The sequence below is a fragment of the Streptomyces speibonae genome, assembly GCF_984686075.1.
This window is the reverse complement of record NZ_OZ480260.1, coordinates 2,073,517-2,088,560: the sequence shown is the minus strand read 5'-3', so window position 1 is coordinate 2,088,560 and position 15,044 is coordinate 2,073,517. Positions and strand designations below refer to the sequence as shown.

At 73.6% G+C, this 15,044-nt stretch carries 13 protein-coding genes; 7 read left to right on the top strand and 6 right to left on the bottom strand.

Annotated features, from left to right (window positions below):
- Positions 1–48 precede the first annotated feature (48 nt).
- The gene (locus tag AC5L3C_RS09165) at positions 49–753 is read left to right on the top strand and encodes a GntR family transcriptional regulator (RefSeq protein WP_493648308.1); all 705 of its coding nucleotides are present in this window, start codon (positions 49–51) and stop codon (positions 751–753) included.
- A 185-nt stretch (positions 754–938) separates the two neighbouring features.
- Here AC5L3C_RS09165 and AC5L3C_RS09160 read toward each other — a convergent pair whose 3' ends face one another.
- Complete coding sequence (locus AC5L3C_RS09160) at positions 939–1,220, bottom strand: HPr family phosphocarrier protein (RefSeq protein ID WP_030235221.1); 282 nt, start codon at positions 1,218–1,220, stop codon at positions 939–941.
- A 177-nt stretch (positions 1,221–1,397) separates the two neighbouring features.
- Between AC5L3C_RS09160 and AC5L3C_RS09155 the strand changes: the two genes are divergently transcribed.
- From AC5L3C_RS09155 to AC5L3C_RS09140, 4 genes are all read left to right on the top strand, one after another.
- The gene (locus AC5L3C_RS09155; protein ID WP_493648306.1) at positions 1,398–4,835 is read left to right on the top strand and encodes a GNAT family N-acetyltransferase; all 3,438 of its coding nucleotides are present in this window, start codon (positions 1,398–1,400) and stop codon (positions 4,833–4,835) included.
- 68 nt (positions 4,836–4,903) lie between these two features.
- Positions 4,904–5,491 (top strand): DUF5998 family protein, encoded by a 588-nt coding sequence (locus AC5L3C_RS09150; protein ID WP_493648305.1) that lies wholly within the window; start codon positions 4,904–4,906, stop codon positions 5,489–5,491.
- The gene (locus tag AC5L3C_RS09145) at positions 5,491–6,684 is read left to right on the top strand and encodes an alkaline phosphatase family protein (protein WP_493648303.1); all 1,194 of its coding nucleotides are present in this window, start codon (positions 5,491–5,493) and stop codon (positions 6,682–6,684) included. Before AC5L3C_RS09150 ends, AC5L3C_RS09145 begins: the two co-directional genes overlap by 1 nt.
- Positions 6,685–6,748: 64 nt before the next feature.
- Entirely contained in the window at positions 6,749–7,396 is a 648-nt protein-coding gene (locus AC5L3C_RS09140; RefSeq protein WP_493648301.1) for a thymidine kinase, read from the top strand.
- Between the two features lie 25 nt (positions 7,397–7,421).
- On the opposite strand, the gene AC5L3C_RS09135 is transcribed toward AC5L3C_RS09140, so the two are convergent.
- The 4 genes from AC5L3C_RS09135 to AC5L3C_RS09120 are packed head-to-tail and all read right to left on the bottom strand — an operon-like array spanning position 7,422 to position 11,470.
- The gene (locus tag AC5L3C_RS09135; RefSeq protein ID WP_493648299.1) at positions 7,422–8,720 is read right to left on the bottom strand and encodes an ABC transporter permease; all 1,299 of its coding nucleotides are present in this window, start codon (positions 8,718–8,720) and stop codon (positions 7,422–7,424) included.
- Positions 8,717–9,424, bottom strand: coding sequence for an ABC transporter ATP-binding protein (locus AC5L3C_RS09130; RefSeq protein WP_493648297.1), 708 nt, complete (start codon positions 9,422–9,424; stop codon positions 8,717–8,719). Before AC5L3C_RS09130 ends, AC5L3C_RS09135 begins: the two co-directional genes overlap by 4 nt.
- Entirely contained in the window at positions 9,421–10,812 is a 1,392-nt protein-coding gene (locus AC5L3C_RS09125) for an efflux RND transporter periplasmic adaptor subunit (protein ID WP_493648295.1), read from the bottom strand. Before AC5L3C_RS09125 ends, AC5L3C_RS09130 begins: the two co-directional genes overlap by 4 nt.
- A 22-nt stretch (positions 10,813–10,834) precedes the next feature.
- Complete coding sequence (locus AC5L3C_RS09120; RefSeq protein ID WP_493648293.1) at positions 10,835–11,470, bottom strand: hypothetical protein; 636 nt, start codon at positions 11,468–11,470, stop codon at positions 10,835–10,837.
- A 166-nt stretch (positions 11,471–11,636) separates the two neighbouring features.
- On the opposite strand from AC5L3C_RS09120, the gene AC5L3C_RS09115 reads away from it, so the two are divergent.
- Complete coding sequence (locus AC5L3C_RS09115) at positions 11,637–12,344, top strand: response regulator transcription factor (protein ID WP_493648292.1); 708 nt, start codon at positions 11,637–11,639, stop codon at positions 12,342–12,344.
- Entirely contained in the window at positions 12,334–14,142 is a 1,809-nt protein-coding gene (locus tag AC5L3C_RS09110; protein ID WP_493648290.1) for a sensor histidine kinase, read from the top strand. Before AC5L3C_RS09115 ends, AC5L3C_RS09110 begins: the two co-directional genes overlap by 11 nt.
- Before the next feature lie 36 nt (positions 14,143–14,178).
- Here the strand turns inward: AC5L3C_RS09110 and AC5L3C_RS09105 are convergent, their stop codons facing one another.
- Entirely contained in the window at positions 14,179–15,039 is an 861-nt protein-coding gene (locus tag AC5L3C_RS09105) for a PhzF family phenazine biosynthesis isomerase (RefSeq protein WP_493648288.1), read from the bottom strand.
- Positions 15,040–15,044: the final 5 nt, after the last annotated feature.

The window sequence follows — 15,044 nt, the reverse complement described above, 5'->3', positions numbered from 1 at the left end:
CGGACGTCATTCGTCGGCGTTTCACGGGGATTAAGCCGGAGGTCGGTCATGCGTATTCCCGCGCACTCGGTGTGCACGGCGATCCGGGACGACATCGTCGCGGGTGTCCATGAGCGTGGCAGCCGGCTCACCGAGGAACTCCTCGCCCGCCGCTACGGCGTCTCCCGCGTCCCCGTCCGCGAGGCGCTGCGCACCCTGGAGGCCGAGGGCTTCGTGGTCACCCGTCGGCACGCGGGCGCGTGTGTCGCCGAACCGACCGAGCAGGAGGCCGCCGATCTGCTGGAGATGCGCACCCTGCTCGAGCCGCTCGGCGCCGCCCGCGCGGCCCAGCGCCGCACCGAGGCACATCTCAAGGTGCTGCGCGGACTGGTCCGGCTCGGGCAGGAACGGGCCCGTCAGGGCAACAGCGACGACCTGCGGTCCCTGAGCGGCTGGTTCCACGAGACGCTCGCCCAGGCCTCCGGGAGCGCGGCGCTGACGTCGATGCTGACCCAGCTGCGGCACAAGATCACCTGGATGTACACCACCGACGGTCCGGCCGACCCGGTCGAGTACTGGGCGGAGCACGGCGCGATCGTGGACGCCGTGGCGCGGGGCGACGGCGACCGCGCGCGGGCCGTCACGGCGCTGCACACCGAGCGCGCGAGCGCGGGGCACCGCCTGCGGTTCGGCTCCGGCGCCGACCGGGCCGGCCGCACGGAGCGTGTGAGGACCTCGCAACATCCCGTAAACATGCCGAGTCTTCGCCCTTAACACGGGTGCCGTATACAAAGAGGGCGCAATTCTCGGGGGGTTGTTTCTGCTGCCCGTAAAAAGGGGGAACGGGAATGCGGAAAGGCCCGCCCGGTGCATCCCGGGCGGGCCTTTCCGTAAAGCGCGTAATGCGCCGTGCGGCCGCGCGGAGCGGGGCCCGCGCTGCCTGTGCCATTCAGCGCGATTCAGACGGTCTCCGGAAGCTCCTCGAGCCCCTCGGAGACCAGCTTCGCCAGACGGTCCAGGGCGGCGTCCGCCCCTTCCGCGTCCGACGCGAGGACGATCTCCTCGCCGCCCTGGGCGCCCAGGCCGAGCACGGCGAGCATGGAGGCCGCGTTGACGGGGGTGCCCCCGGCCTTGGCGATGGTCACCGGGACGCCTGCGGCCGTGGCGGCTCGGACGAAGATGGAGGCGGGGCGGGCGTGGAGACCCTCGGCCCAGCCGACGTTGACGCGGCGCTCAGCCATGTGTTGCTGCCCTTCGGTGTTCAGGGTTGTCTAGACCAGTTTCCCACATCGTGAAGCATGCCCGGAGCGGCACCCGTGCCCGCTCCCGGTGACAGCCGGACCGCGGCCTCGGTCCGGCTGTCGTCCACCACAGAGTGCCTCGCGCCGTTGTCGTACGCGAGCCGTACTCTGGGGCCCATGCAGACCTCGTCGGACCGGCACGAGTATCCCGCCCACTGGGAGGCCGACGTGGTGCTGCGCGACGGCGGCACCGCGCGCATCCGCCCCATCACCGTCGACGACGCCGAGCGCCTGGTCAGCTTCTACGAGCAGGTCTCGGACGAGTCGAAGTACTACCGCTTCTTCGCGCCCTACCCGCGCCTGTCCGCCAAGGACGTCCACCGCTTCACACACCACGACTTCGTGGACCGGGTGGGACTCGCGGCCACCATCGGCGGCGAGTTCATCGCCACCGTACGCTACGACCGCATCGGCACCGACGGAGCGCCCGCGTCCGGCCCGGCCGACGAGGCGGAGGTCGCCTTCCTGGTGCAGGACGCCCACCAGGGACGGGGCGTCGCCTCCGCGCTGCTCGAACACATCGGGGCCGTCGCGCGGGAGCGCGGGATCCGCCGGTTCGCGGCGGAGGTGCTGCCCGCCAACACCAAGATGATCAAGGTGTTCACCGACGCCGGGTACACCCAGAAGCGCAGCTTCGAGGACGGCGTCGTCCGCCTGGAGCTCGACCTCGAGCCCACGGACCGGTCCATGGCCGTGCAGTACGCGCGCGAGCAGCGCGCGGAGGCGCGTTCCGTGCAGCGGCTGCTCGCGCCCGGCTCGGTGGCCGTCGTCGGCGCCGGACGCACCCCCGGCGGGGTGGGACGCAGCGTCCTCGACAACATCCGCGACGCCGGGTACACCGGCCGGCTCCACGCGGTGAACAAGGCGTTCGCACCGGACATGAAGGAACTGGACGGGGTGGCCGCGTACCGCTCCGTCCGCGAGATCGACGGACCCGTCGACCTCGCGGTCGTCGCGGTGCCCGCCGAGCACGTCCCCGAGGTCGTCACCGAGTGCGGTGAGCACGGAGTGCAAGGGCTCGTCGTCGTCTCGGCCGGCTACGCCGAGTCCGGCCCCGACGGCCGCGAACGCCAGCGTGCCCTCGTCCGGCAGGCTCGTTCGTACGGCATGCGGATCATCGGACCGAACGCGTTCGGCATCATCAACACGGCCCCCGACGTGCGGCTGAACGCCTCGCTCGCGCCGGAGCCGCCCCGCGCGGGCCGCATCGGTCTGTTCGCCCAGTCCGGCGCGATCGGCGTCGCCCTGCTGTCCCGGCTGCACCGGCGCGGCGGCGGCGTCACCGGGGTCACGGGCGTCTCCACCTTCGTCTCCTCGGGCAACCGCGCCGACGTCTCCGGCAACGACGTCCTGCAGTACTGGTACGAGGATCCCGACACCGACGTCGTCCTGATGTACCTGGAATCCATCGGCAACCCCCGCAAGTTCACCCGCCTCGCCCGCCGGACCGCGGCCGCGAAGCCCCTGGTCGTGGTCCAGGGCGCCCGCCACGGCGCCGGGCCCCGGGGGCACGCCGTACGGGCCACCCGGCTGCCCCACGAAACGGTGTCCGCGCTGCTGCGGCAGGCCGGGGTGATCCACGTGGACACCATCACCGAACTGGTCGACACGGGCCTGCTGCTCGCCCGCCAGCCGCTGCCGGCCGGACCCCGCGTGGCGATCCTCGGCAACTCCGAGTCCCTGGGCCTGCTCACCTACGACGCCTGCCTCGCCGAGGGCCTGCGCCCGCACCGTCCGCGTGACCTGACCACGGCGGCGTCGGCGGCGGACTTCCACGCGGCGCTCTCGCACGCGCTCGCCGACGACGCGAACGACGCGGTCGTGGTGACCGCGATACCGGCGGTGGGGGAGGGCTCGGTCGGCGACGCGGCCCTGGCGGAGGCCCTGCGCTCGGCCGCCGCGGCGGCCCCCGCCAAGCCGGTCCTCGTCGTCCACGTCGAGCTCGGCGGCCTCGCGGCGGCCCTGTCGGCCGCGACCAGCACGGCCCCCCAGCCGGCGCCCGGCTCCGCTCCGTCCCCGGCGGTCCCGGAACCCGCACGCACCACAGCGAACGCCGCACCGCGCGGGGACGAACACCGGAAGCCGCAGCCGAGCGCGACCGCACCCCCGCGCCCGGCACAGGACACCCCCGCGTCCAGCACACAGGCCGACCACGACACACCCTCCGGGCGGGCAGCGCACGGCCCGCCGGGCGCCGCAGGCTCGGGCTCCACACACGCCAGAGCCTCCGGGACGCCGGACGGCGCGGCGGCGGAGGCAGGATCGGCCTCCGGGACGACGGACGGTGCGGCGGCGGAGGCAGGATCGGCCCCCGGGACGACGGACGGTGCGGCGGGGGAGGCGGGTTCGCGTGCCGGTGACGGCGCGGCCTCGCGGACGCCGGACGGCGCGGAAGCAAGCGCGGGCACGGCGTCCCGGGATGCGGACGGCGCGGCCGGTCCGCAGGACGGACACGGCACAGTCTCCGGCGTGGCGGGCGGCGCCGCAGCCGTGGGCCGGCGTGCCGGAGACGGCACCGCCGAGCCGACGGTACCGCAGGCCGGGCGCCGCGCCGCTCCCTCGCCTGCGGACCCCACGGCGCCCGCAGGCGCCCGCGCCCCCGCGTCGCCCGACCCGGCGCGGCACGCCCCCGGCGCGGCAGCCCCCGCGGCAGCCACCGACCCGTCCGATCCCGGCGTGCCCCCCGAAGGGGCCCACCTCATCCCCGCCTACCCCGCCTCCGAGCGGGCCGTGCGGGCGCTGGCGCAGGTCGTTGCGTACGCGCGGTGGCGACGGGAGGCCGCCGAGCCCGGGAAGGTGCCGCAGTACGACGACATCGACGAGAGGGGCGCCGCCGCGCTCATCGACGGGCTGCTCGCGCGCGGGCAGGGGCTCACCCTCGGCGCCGAGGAGACCGGCGACCTGCTCGGCATGTACGGCATCCCCGTGCACCGCGCGCTGCCCGCCCCCACCCCCGACACCGCCGCCGAGGCCGCCCGCAGCCTCGGCTACCCCGTGGCCCTCAAGGCGACCGCCCCGCACCTCAGGCACCGCGCCGACCTGGGCGGCGTCCGCCTGGACCTGATGGACGAGGAACAACTGCGCCGCGCGTACACCGAGTTGACCGAGCTGTTCGGCGCGCCGGCGGAGCTGCGCCCCGTGGTGCAGCGCATGGCACCGCGCGGTGTGGACACGCTCGTGCGCGCGGTCATCGACCCCGCCGCCGGAGCGGTGCTCTCCTTCGGCCTCGCCGGACCCCCCTCGCAGCTCCTCGGGGACATGGCGCACCGCCTCATCCCGGTCACCGACCGGGACGCGACCTCCCTGGTGCGATCGATCCGGACCGCCCCGCTCCTGTTCGGCTGGCGCGGCTCGGCCCCCGTCGACACCGCCGCCCTGGAGGAACTGATGCTGAGGGTGTCGCGGCTGGTCCACGACCACCCCGAGGTCGTCGCGGTGACCCTGGAGCCGGTCGTCGTCGCCCCGCACGGGGTGAGCGTCCTCGGCGCTTCCGTGCGCCTGGCCCCGCCGCCCGCCCGCGACGACCTCGGCCCGCGGACCCTCCCGGCCTACTGAGGACGCCCGGGGAGCGGACCACGCCGAGCGGTGCCTGGCAGTCACCGGTCACCCGTAGGATGGGCGTCATGGCCAAGACCAGTACGACGACCCAGGGGCTGCGGGCGGCGATCGAGCGCAGCGGCTACTACCCGGCCCTCGTGGCCGAGGCGGTGGAGGCCGCCGTGGGCGGCGAGCCCATCCGGTCGTATCTGGTCCACCAGGAGACGACGTTCGACCAGAACGAGGTGCGGCGGCACGTCACCGTGCTCGTCCTCACCGGCAACCGCTTCATCGTCAGCCACACCGACGAGCAGGCCGCGGACAGCACCTCCCCGACGCCGTACGCCACCACCTCCACCGAGTCGGTCAAGCTCGGCCGCATCTCCTCGATCGTGGTCAGCCGCGTGGTCGCGAACCCGGAGTCGTACAGCCCGGGCACGCTGCCGCGCGAGATCGTGCTCACCATCGGCTGGGGCGCCGTCTCCCGCATCGACCTGGAGCCGGCCGCCTGCGGCGACCCCAACTGCGAGGCCGACCACGGCTACACGGGCAGTTCGACGGCCGACGACCTGAGCCTGCGCGTCAGCGAGGCCGGTGACGGGCCGGAGACGGTGCGCCAGGCGCTCGTCTTCGCGCAGGCCCTCTCCGAGGCGACCGCGGACACCGGCCGCTGATGGTGCAGCCGGCCGTCTGGGACTCCCACCCGGAACCCCTCCCCCTGGACTCCGCCCCCGTACCCGAGTACGGCACCGGTTCGCTCGCCGACCTGCTGCCCACCCTCGCGGCCGGTCTCGGCGTCCCCGGCACGACCGCCGGCATCCCCGAGTTGACCCCCGCCGACCGGAACTGCGTGTTCCTGATCGACGGTCTCGGCTGGGAGCAGTTGCGCGCGCACCCCGAGGACGCCCCGTTCCTGACCTCGCTGCTCGGCAGCTCGCGCGGCGGCACCGGCCGCCCGATCACCGCGGGCTTCCCGGCCACCACCGCGACCTCCCTCGCCTCCGTGGGCACCGGCCTGCCGCCCGGCGCCCACGGCCTGCCCGGCTACACCGTGCGCAACCCGGACACCGGCGAGCTGATGAACCAGCTGCGCTGGCAGCCCTGGACCGCCCCCGCCGCCTGGCAGCCGTACCCCACCGTCTTCGAGCTGGCCCACCGCGCGGGGGTGCACGCCGCCCAGGTGTCCTCGCCGACCTTCGCCAACACCCCGCTGACCAAGGTCGCGCTCAGCGGCGGCGCCTTCCACGGGCGGCTCTCCGGCGAGGACCGCATGGACCTCGCCGCCGCACAGCTCGCGAGCGCCGACCGAGCCCTCGTCTACACGTACTACGCCGAGGTGGACGGTGCGGGACACCGCTTCGGCGTCGACTCCGACACCTGGCGCGGCCAGCTCGCCCACGTCGACCGGCTCGTGCAGCGCCTGGCGGAGCAGCTGCCCCCGCGCAGCGCCCTCTACGTCACCGCCGACCACGGCATGATCGACGTCCCCTTCGACGAGCAGCACCGCATCGACTTCGACGAGGACTGGGAGCTGAAGGCGGGCGTCGCCCTCCTCGGCGGCGAGGGCCGCGCCCGGCACGTGTACGCGGTCCCCGGCGCGACGGACGACGTACTGACCTGCTGGCGCGAGGTGCTCGGCGAGCAGTTCTGGGTGGCCTCGCGCGACGAGGCGATCGCATCCGGCTGGTTCGGGCCCGCGATCGACGACCGCGTGGTGCACCGCATCGGCGACGTGGTCGCCGCCGCGCGGGACGACGTCCTGCTGATCGCCTCCGAGAGGGAACCGCGCGAATCGGCGATGGTCGGCAACCACGGCTCCATGACCCCTGCCGAGCAGCTCGTCCCCCTGCTCGAAGTACGCTCCTGAGGCTGCTCGAAGTACGCTCGCGAGCCCGGCCCGCCGTCCCCTGCCGAAAGGTTCCCGTCCTCCCATGCCCGAGCTGGTGTTCTTCTCCGGAACGATGGACTGCGGGAAGTCGACGCTGGCTCTCCAGATCGAGCACAACCGGTCGGCACGCGGCCTGGTCGGCATGATCTTCACCCGCAACGACCGCGCGGGCGAGGGCAAGCTCTCCTCCCGCCTCGGCCTGGTCACGGACGCGGTGGAGGTCGGTGACGGCGCCGACCTGTACGCGCACCTCGTCGACCATCTCTCGCAGGGCCGGCGCGCCGACTACGTGATCGCGGACGAGGCGCAGTTCCTGGCGCCGGAGCAGATCGACCAGCTCGCCCGCGTGGTGGACGACCTGGACCTCGACGTCTACGCCTTCGGCATCACGACCGACTTCCGTTCCAAGCTGTTCCCGGGCTCCCAGCGCCTGGTCGAACTCGCCGACCGCGTGGAGGTGCTCCAGGTCGAGGCCCTGTGCTGGTGCGGCGCCCGCGCCACGCACAACGCCCGTACGGTCGGCGGGGTCATGGTCGTCGAGGGCGCCCAGGTGGTGGTCGGCGACGTCACCGGCTCCGTGGACGAGATCGGCTACGAGGTCCTGTGCCGCCGCCACCACCGCCGCCGTATGACGGCCGCGACGGCCCGCGCGGCGGCACTCTCCCCGGACGTGCTGCCCGTCACCCAGTGACGGACGTCCGCCACTGAGCGGCGGGTCAGGTCGACGCCAGGGCCGTCGTCGGGGACAGCCGGGAGGCGCGGACCGACGGGTAGACACCGGCCGCCACGCCGACCACCGCCGCACCGAGGCAGCCTCCGGCCACCGACAGCGCCGAGATCACCGGCGGCCAGCCCTGGTAGGTGGCGTAGCCGACGGTGACGAGGACGCCCAGCCCGGTCCCCGCGATGCCGCCCAGCACCGCCAGTGCCACGGACTCGGTGAGGAACTGCACCCGTATCTGACCTCTCGTCGCGCCCAGCGCCCGGCGCAGCCCGATCTCCCTGCGGCGCTCCAGCACCGAGATCACCATGGTGTTGGCGACCCCGATCCCGCCGACCAGCAGGGCGACTCCGGCGAGCCCCAGGAAGAGCGACGAGAAGGTGTTCTGGGTGGCGCGCTTGGCGGCCAGGGCGTCCGAGGGCCGGCTGACCTGGACCTGGCCGGGCTGCTCGGGGAACACGGTGGCGGGCAGTACGTCCCGTACGTCCTCGAGCGCGTCCTCCCGCGCCTTGATGTAGATCACCGTGGGCTTGCCGTCGAACCGCAGGGTCTCCCGGGCGGCGTGCCATCCGGTCAGCACGGCGTGGTCGAGGTCGTCGGCCAGGGGGACGGCGCGCAGCACGCCGATGACCGTGAACCACGACGTGCCGATCCGGATCTGCGGGGGCGGGTCGTCGGCGTGGATCTCCCCGATGCCGAGTTGGGTCGCGGCCCGTACGCCCAGGACGGCGGTGGGGAACCGTTCGTCGGCACGGCTGAAGTACCGGCCCGAGGACACCGATCCGCCCACCACGTCCAGCAGATCGCGCCGGGCCGCGAGGACGGACAGGCCCGCGCCGGAGAAGTCGCTGTCGTCGATCAGGTCGGAACGCCGGACCTGCGCATGGGTGTTGGCCACCGCGCTCACCCCGGTGACCGGGCCGATCCGGCGCACCATGTCGACCGACTCCTCGGGCAGGGGTACGGGCTTGCTCTGCACGGACACGGACTGCGCCCGCAGCATGTTGGGGCCGAGCGCGGAGATCTCGTCCATCAGCGCCCGATGGCTGGAGGCGGGGATGCCCGTCACGACGACCATCGTGGCGATGCCGATCGAGATGCCGAGCGCCGACAGGGCGGCCCGGAGCTTGCGGGTGCGCAACCCGAGCAGCCCGAGCCCGAGGAGGTCCGACGGAGCCAGCCGCACCGGCTTGGTCGTGCGGCCGGAGCGGGAGCCCCCGGGATCCGGGTGCCTCCGGCGGGTGTCGTGCGCCCGTCGCGGCGTGCGGCGGGGCGGGGCGTCAGGAGCGGTCATGGCGAACTTTCGGTCAGTGGCGGACTTCCGGCCGGTCCGGTGTCCTCGACGAGGCGGCCGTCGCGCATCCGGATCCGCCGGGGCAACTGGGCGGCGATGTCGCGGTCGTGGGTGATGACCGCGATCGTGGTGCCCTCCTCGTGGAGCGTTCTCAGCAGCGCCAGCGCGGCGGCGCCGTTGGCCGTGTCGAGTGCTCCGGTCGGTTCGTCGGCCAGGACCAGGGCGGGTTCGTTGACCAGCGCACGGGCGATGGCGACGCGCTGGCGCTCCCCGCCGGACAGCTGCTGGGGCAGGTGGCCGGCGCGGTGCGCCAGTCCCACCCGGCCCAGGGCCTCCTCGGCGAGCCGGCGCCGGTGGCGTTTGCGCACCCCGGCGTAGAGCAGGCCGGTGGCGACGTTCTCCGCCGCGGTGAGACCGTCCGTCAGGTGGAACTGCTGGAAGACGAAGCCGAGTCGCCGGCCGCGCAGGGCGGAGAGTTCCCGGTCCGGGAGATCCGCCACGTTCTGCCCTTCGACGATCACCTCGCCGCCGGTGGGCCGGTCCAGGGTGCCCATGATGTTGAGGAGCGTGGACTTCCCGGAGCCGGACGGGCCGACGATGGCCAGCAGTTCGCCGGTCCCGACCGACAGCGAGACCCGGTCGAGCGCCCGGACCCCGCCGGGATAGGTCATGGTCGCTTCGCGCACGGCGATGACCTCGGTCATGCCGTGGCCTCCACCTTCATGCCCTCCCTGACACCGTTGCCGCTGATCTCGACCAGCCCCTCGGCGAACATGCCCGTCTCCACGGGGACGAGATCGCCGCCGGCGACGCGCAGGGCGTAACCGCCCTCGCGCAGGGCGAGCAGGGCGCCGACGGGCACCGCGAGCACGTCCTTCTTGGACTCCGCCTCGAACCGCGCCTCGACCGGTGCGGAGTCGAGGTCCTTCACGGTCTCCGGGTCGTCGAGCGCGACCGTGACGTTGATCTTGGAGCGTCCCGGCTCGTCCGCGCCGTCCTGGCCGCCCCGGATGACGCTGCTGATCGCGGAGACCCGGCCCCGGGTCTCGGACCGGTCGGGGAGCACCACGGTGACCCGCTGCTTCCTCTTGATGGACCCGATGTCGAGGGCCTCCACCGGCACGGTCACGGACTTGGTCGTGGCGGTGACCGTCATCAGCTCCGCCGCGGCCTCGTCCCCGGGCTGCACGAGGACCTCGCTGACGCGCACGGCGGCCTGCGTCACCACCACGTCGGACACGTCGAGCACGCCGGTCGGCTGCATGCCCACGGTCGCCTGCCAGCGCCGGACGGCCGCCATCAGCGAGGAGGTGAGCACGCCGTCGCCCTCCTTGACCGTCACCGGCGGGGGAGCCGCGCCCGGGTCCCCGCCCGGCGCCGCGGAGGACGGTGCGCCGCTCTCCTCGGCGGGCGGAGGCTGCGAGGCCGACGCCTCCTCCCGCTCCTCCTCCGGCCGGTCCGCCGCGGACGGGTCGGGGACCGCGGGGCGTGACGGCTGGATCCGCGTGCCGGGCGGCGGCTGGCTTCCGATGTCGTAGCCGAGCGCCTTGAGGTTGTCGGCGACGACCCGGACGTCCCGGCCGGTGAGACCGACCGCGTCGAGCCTGCGGTACAGGGGGGTGCTGCCGTGGAAGACCACGGCGGGACGCTCGTCCACCCGGTACAGCGGCCGGCCGCGCTTGACCGTCGTTCCCTGTTTCGCCAGCCAGGTGACGCGCCCCTGCCCGGGGCCGCGGAGGGTGCGCGGGGAGGTGTAGCCGAGGGTGCCCTCGATCTCCCGGGTGCCGGACAGGTCGGTTCTGGTGACGGCGACCGTCCGGATCTCGGGACCGCTCTCGACGGCCGGGGCGCCGGTGTCGTCGCGGGCCCACAGCAGCCCGGCGCCCACCCCCAGGGTGAGGAGCACGGCGGTCGCGACGACGACACCGCGGCGCGTGAACCTGCCGGAGCGCCGCGCGGCGGACGCCTCGGGCTCGGGGTCGCGCTCGGGCTCGGGCTCGGGCTCGGGGTCGGGCTCGGGCTCGGGCTCGGGTCCTGGTTCGCGTTCGGGTCCGGGGCCGGACTCGGCTCCGTCGGCGATCTTACGCAACATCACGGTGTCCGCGGGGTCGCGTTCACTGCTCACTGAAGGCCTCGATCCGGCACTCGCTGTCGATCTGCTCGGCGTTCTCCGGTACATTCCCGCCGTCCTTGTAATTCCAGCCGCTGCCGTCGGGGAGCGGGTCGACCTCCAGGCCCCTGCGGTTATTGCATTCGATCCATTCGCGGTAGTCCGTCATGTAGTTCGGGTTCTTCTTCGGGTCGAGTTCCGAGGGTGGCAGCGGCCTCTTGGAGAGGCATTTCTTTTCCGCGGCCGGGTGTTCCTCGGCCACGTTCTCTCCGGGGAACCACAGGGAATTGGGATCGATGTCCTCGCCGCCCTTGCCGCCCGAGCGCGGGACGTCCACGCCCTGGTCCTTGAGGCAGCGCAGGTAGCCCTGGTACATCCGGACCTCCTCCTCGAGCGTGGTGTCAAGGCGGAGTTGGGGGCGGCCTGCCTCGGCCTCGGCGGCCGCCGTGGACCCGCCCCCGTCCTGCTTGCCGGTGCCGGTTTCCACGGAGGCCACGTCGGAGTCCTCGACGCCGCCACCGCCGTCGGAGCAGCCGGAGGCCAGGGCGAACGTGGCCCCGGTGGCGGCGAGGACCAGGGCGGCGCGACGAAGGCGCCGGGCGCGGAAACAGGAACGAACACGGGTCGATGCGTTTTTCATGCGGTGACTGTGACAGAGGATTGTCAGGAAGGTATGAGAGGTCGCCGACAATGCGCGATCCGGCCGCCGCACCCGGCAATAGCATGGAATTGTCAGGAAGTTGTGAGGAACGGAAAGGGGTCGGAACAGGCTCCTCGGCGTGCATTTCCGGTCTAACATCGACGCCATGTGTGCGAACGTTCTGGTGGCCGAGGACGACGAGAAGCAGGCCGAACTGATCCGGCGCTACCTCGTGCACGAAGGCCACGCCGTCACCGTGGTGCACGACGGGCGGACGGTCCTGGACGAGGTCGCCCGGCGGCCGCCGGACCTGATCGTGCTCGACTGGATGCTGCCGCGTCTGGACGGACTGGAGGTGTGCCGCCGGATACGGGCCGAGGGCAGCCTGCCCGTGCTGATGCTCACCGCGCGGTCCACCGAGGACGACGTGCTCCTCGGCCTCGACCTGGGCGCGGACGACTACATGACCAAGCCCTACCGGCCGCGTGAGCTGGTGGCGCGGGTCCGCACCCTGCTACGGCGCAGCCAACCCGCGGACCAGCCGGCGCCGGAGACCCGGCCGGTCCTGGAGGTCGGACCGCTCACCCTGGATCCGGCCGGCCACGAGGTCTTCTGCCACGGCCGCCCGGTCCGGTGCACCCCGGGCGAGTTCCGCATCCTCAGCGCCATGGCGGCCTCGCCCGGCCGGGTCTTCACCAGGGCCCAGCTGCTGGAGTGCGCCACGGGCCACGACCGGGTCATCACGGAACGCGCCGTCGACGTGCACATCATGAACCTGCGCAAGAAGATCGAGGCCTCTCCGCGCGACCCGGCCCTGCTGCTGACCGTCCACGGAATCGGCTACAAGCTGACGAGCGGCCGCCGTGACGGCTGAGGTTCCCCTGCGCAACAGCCTGCTGCTGCGGCTGCTGCTGACGTCCCTGGTGATCTCCCTGCTGTCCATCGGGGCCACCGCGTGGCTCACGGTGCGCGGCACGAGCCTGGCCATCGAGCAGGAGCGCGGCCAGGTGCTCGCGGACGACACCGCCGTCCAGGACACGCTGACGGCGTTCGCAGCGACGCACCGCGGCTGGGAGGGCGTGGAACGCACCGTGCGGGAGCTGGCCGACCGGACCGGCCGCGGCATCGTGCTCACCACGCGGAACCGCCGGCCGATCACCGCGTCCGACCCGGACCGCGCCCGGGACCTCCCCGTCAACGCCTCGGCGGTCATCGACCCCTTGCACGTCACGGCCCACCCGGGACAGGGCATCGACCCCGCGCAGCAGATCTCCCGCATCGACCCCCGTGCCGTCGGCCCCTACCGCCTCCCCGCCGACGAGCGTGCGGAACTGCGCCGCCTCGCCCGCGCCGAGACCACGTGCCTGAACGGCAAGCTGGGACGGCCGGCGTACATCGTCGAGGGATACAGCGGCCGGCCCGAGGTCCGGCTCTCCCGGACGGCCACCGAGGCCGCCCCCCTGTGCCTGTCCAAGGAGCTGGCGGCGCCCACCAGGACGGAAGCCGTCGCTCTCGCGGAACTCGAACGGCTCGTCCGGCGCTGCGCGGAGCGCCACCACGTGCCCTCGCCCGAGTCCGTACGGATCGACACGCGGTTGCGGCCGGAGTACCGGGGTTCCGAGGCGGAGCAGGCCATCGTGGACGAATGCGCCGAGGAGGGGCGGCGCGAGCAGCTCACCGGGCATGTCGCCCCGGCGGCCCTGCTGTTCGTCACCGACTCTCCCCGGGCGGCCGTCCGCGTCTTCGACCTGACCCTGTCCGGAACCCTCCGGATCGTCGGCACCACCGCCCTGGTGCTCGCCGTGACCATCGCCCTGACCACGGTCATCGCCGTCCGCCTGGTACGTCCGCTGCGGGCGCTGGCCGACGCCGCCCGAGCCCCCGACGGGCAGCACCTCCGCATCCCGGTCACCACCAAGGACGAGACCGGCTATCTGGCCGCCGCCCTCAACGACCTCTCCGAGCGCCGCGAACGCACCGAGGAACAGCGCAGAGCCATGGTCAGCGACATCGCGCACGAACTGCGCACCCCGCTCACCAACATCCGCGGCTGGCTGGACGCGGCACAGGACGGCATCGCCGAACCCGACGCCGCCCTCCTCACCTCGTTGCAGGAGGAGGCCCATCTCCTCCAGCACATCATCGACGACCTTCAGGTGCTGGCCGCCGCCGACGCCGGGACGCTGCACCTCGGCCCGCAGGCGGTACGCCTGGACGACCTGATCGGGCAGTCCGCCGCCGCGCACCGCGCGGGAGCCAAGGCCAAGAACGTGGAGCTGGTCGTGCACACCGCCGGTGACCTCTCGGTCCACGCCGATCCGGTGCGGCTGCGCCAGGTGATCGGCAACCTCCTGTCCAACGCGGTACGCCACACCCCTCCCGGCGGCCGGGTCACCCTCGGCGCCCGTCGTGCACCGCGTGGTGTCGAACTCCGGGTGACCGACACCGGCGCGGGAATCCGCCCGGAGGACCTGCCGCGGGTGTTCGACCGCTTCTGGCGGGGGGACACCTCCCGCAGCAGGAAGACCGGGGGCAGCGGCCTGGGACTGTCCATCGTCAGACAACTCGTGCGGGCCCACGGCGGAGACGTCTGGGTCACGAGCCGGCCGGGCGTCGAGACGGCCTTCACCATCCGCCTGCCCGACGAACCCTCCACCGCGCGCCGGCCGTAGCGCTGCCGCGCGGGAAGCGGCGACGGCCCGTCGCCCTCAGCCGATGCGGGCGGCCGCGCCGCCGACCCGGACTCGCCGGTCGCCCGCGCGGAGCGTCACCGTGAGCTCGCCGGGGCGGCCCAGGTCCTCGCCCTGGTGCAGGGTCAGGACGGCGTCCTCGGTCACCAGCGCGAACTCACGGGCGTACGCGCCGAACGCGGCGGCCGCGGCGCCGGTCGCCGGGTCCTCGACGACACCGCCGACGGGGAACGGGTCGCGTACATGGAAGACGGTGGCCGACTCCCGCCACACCAACTGCACCGTGGTCAGGTCGAGCCGGTGCATCAGCGCCTCGAGGCGCGCGAAGTCGTAGGAGAGGTCGGCGAGACGGGCGCGCGTCGCCGCCGCGAGCACGAGGTGGCGCGCTCCGGCGAACGCGATCCGGGGCGGGAAGGCCGGGTCGAGATCGGCGGACGGCCAGCCCAGCGCGGCGAGCGCCTCCGCGAGATCCGCGTCGGCGACCTCCTCGACGTGGGGCTCGACACTGGTGAGCGTGGCCCGCACCGTCCCGTCCGCCGCCTCGGCCACCTCGACCGGTACGGTCCCGGCGGGCGTCGAGAACACCAGCTCACCGGGGCCGATCCGCTCGGCGAGCGCGACGGCGGCGGCGACGGTGGCGTGCCCGCAGAACGGCACCTCCGCCTTGGGGCTGAAGTACCGCACGCCGTACGCCCGCTTCTCCGGGCGCGCGGTCAGGAACGCGGTCTCCGAATACCCGAGCCCGGCGGCGACGGCCAGCATGCCGCCGTCGTCCATGCCGGAGGCGTCCAGCACGACACCGGCGGGGTTCCCGCCGTCGGGGTCATCGGAGAAGGCGGTGTAACGCAGCACCTCGGGCCGCGGCGCGTTCGTCGTCATGCCCG

Excerpts from the sequence above, each read along its gene's own strand:
- AC5L3C_RS09165 (WP_493648308.1), top strand. The coding sequence starts at position 49 with ATGCGTATTCCCGCGCACTCGGTGTGCACGGCGATCCGGGACGACATC.
- AC5L3C_RS09160 (WP_030235221.1), bottom strand. The coding sequence starts at position 1,220 with ATGGCTGAGCGCCGCGTCAACGTCGGCTGGGCCGAGGGTCTCCACGCC.
- AC5L3C_RS09155 (WP_493648306.1), top strand. The coding sequence starts at position 1,398 with ATGCAGACCTCGTCGGACCGGCACGAGTATCCCGCCCACTGGGAGGCC.
- AC5L3C_RS09150 (WP_493648305.1), top strand. The coding sequence starts at position 4,904 with ATGGCCAAGACCAGTACGACGACCCAGGGGCTGCGGGCGGCGATCGAG.
- AC5L3C_RS09145 (WP_493648303.1), top strand. The coding sequence starts at position 5,491 with ATGGTGCAGCCGGCCGTCTGGGACTCCCACCCGGAACCCCTCCCCCTG.
- AC5L3C_RS09140 (WP_493648301.1), top strand. The coding sequence starts at position 6,749 with ATGCCCGAGCTGGTGTTCTTCTCCGGAACGATGGACTGCGGGAAGTCG.
- AC5L3C_RS09135 (WP_493648299.1), bottom strand. The coding sequence starts at position 8,720 with ATGACCGCTCCTGACGCCCCGCCCCGCCGCACGCCGCGACGGGCGCAC.
- AC5L3C_RS09130 (WP_493648297.1), bottom strand. The coding sequence starts at position 9,424 with ATGACCGAGGTCATCGCCGTGCGCGAAGCGACCATGACCTATCCCGGC.
- AC5L3C_RS09125 (WP_493648295.1), bottom strand. The coding sequence starts at position 10,812 with ATGTTGCGTAAGATCGCCGACGGAGCCGAGTCCGGCCCCGGACCCGAA.
- AC5L3C_RS09120 (WP_493648293.1), bottom strand. The coding sequence starts at position 11,470 with ATGAAAAACGCATCGACCCGTGTTCGTTCCTGTTTCCGCGCCCGGCGC.
- AC5L3C_RS09115 (WP_493648292.1), top strand. The coding sequence starts at position 11,637 with ATGTGTGCGAACGTTCTGGTGGCCGAGGACGACGAGAAGCAGGCCGAA.
- AC5L3C_RS09105 (WP_493648288.1), bottom strand. The coding sequence starts at position 15,039 with ATGACGACGAACGCGCCGCGGCCCGAGGTGCTGCGTTACACCGCCTTC.